This is a genomic window from Tritonibacter litoralis (genome assembly GCF_009496005.1).
Classification (GTDB): Bacteria; Pseudomonadota; Alphaproteobacteria; order Rhodobacterales; family Rhodobacteraceae; genus Epibacterium; species Epibacterium litoralis.
Map to the genome: position 1 here is coordinate 1 of NZ_WIBF01000031.1, position 4,651 is coordinate 4,651.

The 4,651-nt window shown below is 59.9% G+C and carries 7 protein-coding genes; 5 read left to right on the forward strand and 2 right to left on the reverse strand.

The window, feature by feature from the left end:
• Positions 1-71: 71 nt before the first annotated feature.
• Together GFB49_RS20680 and GFB49_RS20685 are read right to left on the reverse strand one after the other, a co-directional pair.
• Complete coding sequence (locus tag GFB49_RS20680) at positions 72-329, reverse strand: helix-turn-helix domain-containing protein (protein ID WP_183969278.1); 258 nt, start codon at positions 327-329, stop codon at positions 72-74.
• A 124-nt stretch (positions 330-453) separates the two neighbouring features.
• Positions 454-705, reverse strand: coding sequence for a hypothetical protein (locus tag GFB49_RS20685; protein ID WP_153218141.1), 252 nt, complete (start codon positions 703-705; stop codon positions 454-456).
• Between the two features lie 210 nt (positions 706-915).
• On the opposite strand from GFB49_RS20685, the gene GFB49_RS20690 reads away from it, so the two are divergent.
• The 5 genes from GFB49_RS20690 to GFB49_RS20710 form a co-directional block, all read left to right on the forward strand.
• Positions 916-1,284 (forward strand): hypothetical protein, encoded by a 369-nt coding sequence (locus tag GFB49_RS20690; protein ID WP_153218143.1) that lies wholly within the window; start codon positions 916-918, stop codon positions 1,282-1,284.
• Between the two features lie 43 nt (positions 1,285-1,327).
• On the forward strand, positions 1,328-1,948 hold the full coding sequence (locus tag GFB49_RS20695; protein ID WP_153218145.1) for a lytic transglycosylase domain-containing protein: 621 nt from the start codon (positions 1,328-1,330) through the stop codon (positions 1,946-1,948).
• Entirely contained in the window at positions 1,945-2,238 is a 294-nt protein-coding gene (locus GFB49_RS20700) for a TrbC/VirB2 family protein (RefSeq protein ID WP_035252599.1), read from the forward strand. The genes GFB49_RS20695 and GFB49_RS20700 overlap by 4 nt, the downstream gene beginning before the upstream one ends.
• The gene (locus GFB49_RS20705; RefSeq protein WP_035252740.1) at positions 2,231-2,509 is read left to right on the forward strand and encodes a VirB3 family type IV secretion system protein; all 279 of its coding nucleotides are present in this window, start codon (positions 2,231-2,233) and stop codon (positions 2,507-2,509) included. The genes GFB49_RS20700 and GFB49_RS20705 overlap by 8 nt, the downstream gene beginning before the upstream one ends.
• Positions 2,499-4,651 (forward strand): VirB4 family type IV secretion/conjugal transfer ATPase (locus GFB49_RS20710; RefSeq protein ID WP_153218149.1); only part of this gene is annotated, 2,153 nt, incomplete at its 3' end. The genes GFB49_RS20705 and GFB49_RS20710, both read left to right, overlap by 11 nt.

Sequence of the window (4,651 nt, forward strand, 5' to 3'; positions counted from 1 at the left end):
CTGGTCCTCGATGAGGGAATGATCATCAGACCGAGAAAATGGGTTCCCGCGTTCTCAACAATTCATTGGCTTCAAATCCTGTGGTCGGGCTCCGTGGCGGCTTCGACAATCGACAGGACTTCATCTTTGTCAAAACCAATGACCCTCGCCAGAACTGTAAACTCCACGACGTCGATACGACGCTCGCCACTTTCGAGACGTGCCACAAACGACTGGTGGCGTTTGAGCTTCGCCGCCAACTGCTGCTGGCTGAGACCCGCATTTTGACGTGCTTCAACCAACGCACGGACGAGCGCCAACTGGCCATTTGTTCTGATTGTCTTTGCCACGCGTCACATACCTTTTGTGACGTCGCTAGCGGATGAAATCTGTTATCTAAAAAGTAGATATATGAGGGTGTTATCGGCGTCTGGTTTCCATGGGCTGCAAGTCTGATGCTCCCGAGGTTGCCCATCAATCCCCTACCAATTGCAGGAACCGGCCATAGTCCTCGCTGACTTCGCGCGCTTCCTCGAAGGCGCGGGCGCGTTCGCTGTCGAGGCAACGGAAGTAGCTCTGGATATCCTGGATATAGTCTTCGAAGTCCCCGCGGATGATATCCGCATAGTCCCGCGCGGCCTGCGAATCGCTTGGCAGGAAAGGACGGGACGGCGCAAAGCAGGATTCCGCCAAAACCGGCCCAGGAACGCAGATCAGAAGGACCATAGCTTGCAATGGGAACAGGCAAGTCAACCTTGGGTTTCTCAAACCTGTTATCTCCTTGATCGCAGACACTGGCCGTGACTAGTGTTTGCGTGACCAAACTACAGCTAAAGCACGATATTACATCTTGCGGTTGATAGTATACTATCGTAACTCTGGGCTTCAAGTAGGAATGCCTGGGGTCGCGCAATTGGAGAAAGCGTGAGCCGGGCCATGAACTGGGACATTGAAGCACCAAATGTGGTTACGGAAGCCAGGTTCCGCGAGCTCGTGGAAAGCGGCTATAGCGCAGAAATCCTGTGCCAGGAGTCGGCACATAAGAAAGGCCCCAGCTATTACGGGGTCTGGATCATGCGCGTTGTCTCTGATGACGGGGCGGAAAAGCTCCTCGTCACCGCCCGCACGCGGACGACCTACAACGATATCAAGATCCGCGAATTCAAAACGATCTCCGGCGTGGTGTCTTTCTTCATTGGCCTTGGTTTTGCGCATGTCGACCTGCCGCTTGAAGCGGGAACAAGCCGGAGCCACAAACTCGCGCCGTCAGACAAAGCCCCATCAGACAAGGACGCTGGCAGCTAACCTCGTCTGTCTCTGGCTGGTCGCAGCACCTGCCTCAGCGCAAATGGTCCTGGTCATGGAGAGCGACGGCTCTCTGACCCCATCCCGGTCTCAGAGCAGTTTTGCTCGGAACTACAATGACGGCATCGGTCAGGGATCGGCAGCCGACGAACTTGCGATTTTCGGCAGCGATGAAACTGTGCCAGAGCGAGAAGCGATGCGCTTTGCAGCCCGTGTCGGTCCGGCACCCCTGCCCCGTGCCGATGTCCTAAACGCCATAGAGACCACGGCCCTGCGTTATGCCAGCCACCCCGGCCTAAGGCGCGCGGAGCTTTCCGTCACGGATTGGCTGGCTCTCTATCGAGCCAATATCGAGGTTGAGAGCGCCTACCGGCAGGATGCGATTTCAAGTGCAGGTGCCATTGGCCTTGGCCAGTTGATGCCCGCCACTGCCCGTGATCTCGGCGTTGACCCACGCGACCCGCTGCAGAACCTCGACGGGGCCGCCCGCTACCTCGCGATGATGTTGGACACGTTCGGCGATCCACGCCTTGCCCTTGCAGCCTACAACGCCGGACCCGATGCGGTCCGCCAGTACGGCGGCATTCCCCCCTACCGAGAAACCCAGAACCACGTGGCCCGCGTCATGGCTGTCGTGGCCCGATTGGAAGGATCAAATTCATGAAGCACATATCTAACCTGTTTATTGCGTCGCTCGCGCTCTTCCTGCTCGTCGCAGAGCCCGCCCTAGCACAGAGCATCGATCTTTCCCCGATCCAGAGCTTGTTGCAGGGCATCGTCGATGCGCTGACCGGCCCGCTTGGTGTGGTCATCGCCACACTCGCGGTCCTCGGCGTTTTCTTGAGCTGGTTCTTCAACATCATCGACCTGCGCCAAGCGCTTTGGGTCCTCGTGGGCATCGCTGGTGTCGCGGCTGCCCCCACCATCGTTGCCGCGGTCTTTGCCGGTGGCTGAGCGCTCGCCCCTCTTTCTGGGTCTCGTGCGCCCGCCCAAGCTTTTGGGCCTGCCCATCATGTATGCGATGGTCTGGCTCTTTGGCTCGGTGCTCTTGTTCGTCTGGATCCAGCACATCGCGGTGCTGGGCGTGGCCGCCCTGCTCTATCCCGTGCTTTGGAAGGCCGCGGACTGGGACCCGCGCTTCATCGACGTGATGATGACGGCACTGCAGGAAACCCCACCAACGCGGAACCGCTCCATCCATGGCGGGGACAGCTATGCTCCGTGATGAAGCCTGTGATGCTGCGCTCGATCCCCGCACGATGACGCCCGAATGGTATGCACGCGAGACCCGCCTTGCGCATATGCTGCCGTACGTCAGCCAGGTCGATGACCGGACCGTGCGGACGCGGGTCAACGAGCTTTTCCAGTGCATTCGGCTCGACGGGGTCAACAGCTACACCACGGATGATGCCTATCTCGACAAGGTGACCGCGCTTTTTGCCCGGATCATCGCGCAGCTGGGGCCGGAGTTCAGCTACTACGTCCACAAGGTCTCGAAGGCGATCACGCCGGACCTCGAGCCCGTGCGCGAGGACAGTTTTGCTGGAGAAGTTGACCGGCTCTGGCGCAAGAAACTCGAGACCAGCGGGCTGCGCGACAAGACGCTGACGCTCACGGTCATCCATCGCCCGCCCCCGAAAAGCGTCCTGCCGTTCCTGAACCGCAGCGCACCGGATCGGCTGAAGGAGGCAACTGAGAAACGCCTTCGCCGATTGGGCGAGGCCGTGAGCGTGTTCGTGTCAGGCCTGACGGAGCTGAATCCGCGTGTGCTTTCGGCCAAGTCCGGCGAGTTGATCGGCTTTCTGGGGGCCCTCAACACTGGCCAGGAACTGCCGCTTTATCCGGCCAATACCTATGGTTTCCTGTCCTTCAACGTCGCCAACACGCGAGTGACGTTTCAAGGCGATCACTTCGAACTCTCCGAAGGCGTCGTGGGACACCGCTTTGGGAAGAGTTTCACCATCGGGGAATATTCCGAGGCAACCTCCTGCACCATGTTCGACATGCTGAACCTGCCTGTCGACATGATCGTCACGCATTCCTTCACGCCGATCAATTCGAACCTCATGGCGGGTCGGATCAAGCGGCAAAAGCGCCAGATGCAGGCGAGCCAGGACGCGGCGCTCTCGCTGATGGAAGCCCTCGACATCGCCGCCGATGATCTTGAGGCCAAGCGACAAAGCTTCGGTGAACACCACATGATCGCAACGATCTTCTGCGACACGCTCGACGAGCTACAGACACTCAGCGCCGAAATCGTGAACGCCGCCGCCGCCGAGGGCGTGAAGATGATCGGCGAGCGGGTTGCGGCCAAGGCCCACTACCTCAGCCAGCATCCTGGCAACCAGCCTAAGCGCGTGCGCGCCAGCGCGATCACCAATCGCAACTTTGCGGATTTCGCGGCGTTTCATCGGACGCAGCTTGGCAAGCCTGCTCAGAAAACCCCTTGGGGCAAGATCATCACCTATCTGCCCACACCCGAGCAGAGCGCCTATCGGTTTTCATATCACGAGCAAGGCAGCCCCGACAAAGAACCCACCAGCGGGCATACGCTGATCATGGGACGGCCTGGGTCTGGCAAGTCGGTCCTCTCGGCATTCCTCATGACCCAGGCCCGTCGAGCAGGGGCGCGGATCTTCGTCTTCGATTACCGTCTCGGTATGGAGATGGCGGTCCGCGCCAATGGCGGACGCTATGCGTCCCTGAAAGCGGGGCAACCCACAGGCCTCAACCCGCTCTGGACCGAGACCGATGCGCGCGGCACGGCATGGCTCTCGGACTGGCTCGCCACCCTGCTCTATCGCGCAGACAAGCCGCTGACGCCTGCCCAGACCAACCGCATCCAAGAGGTCGTGCGCCAGAACGCGCAGGCGACGAATCCCGGCTTGCGGAACTGGCGGGATTTCGCATCGCTATTCGTCTCCACCGATGATGGTGGCGATCTGCATCAGCGCCTGCTCGAATGGACCGAAGAGGGCCGTTACGGCTGGATATTCGGACAGACTCTGGAAGACACCTTCTCGCTCAAAGGCGATGTGGTGGGCTTCGATCTCACCGGCATACTCGACAGCGAGGCCGAGAAGGAACGCATGGCCGTTCTCTCTTATCTCTTCCGCCGGGTCGAGCGTGAGATCGAAGATCGCCGCCCAACGATCATCGTGATCGACGAGGCCTGGAAGGCGCTGGACAACGCCTATTTCGCGGAGCGGCTCTCGAACTGGCTGGTGACCGCGCGGAAGCAAAACACCGTCGCGGTGATGATGACGCAATACGCCAGTCAGCTCGAGCGCACCCGGACCGGCAAGACGATTGTCGAGGCCGTACCGACGCAGATTCTGCTTCCTAACATCCGCGCCCATGCGGCCGA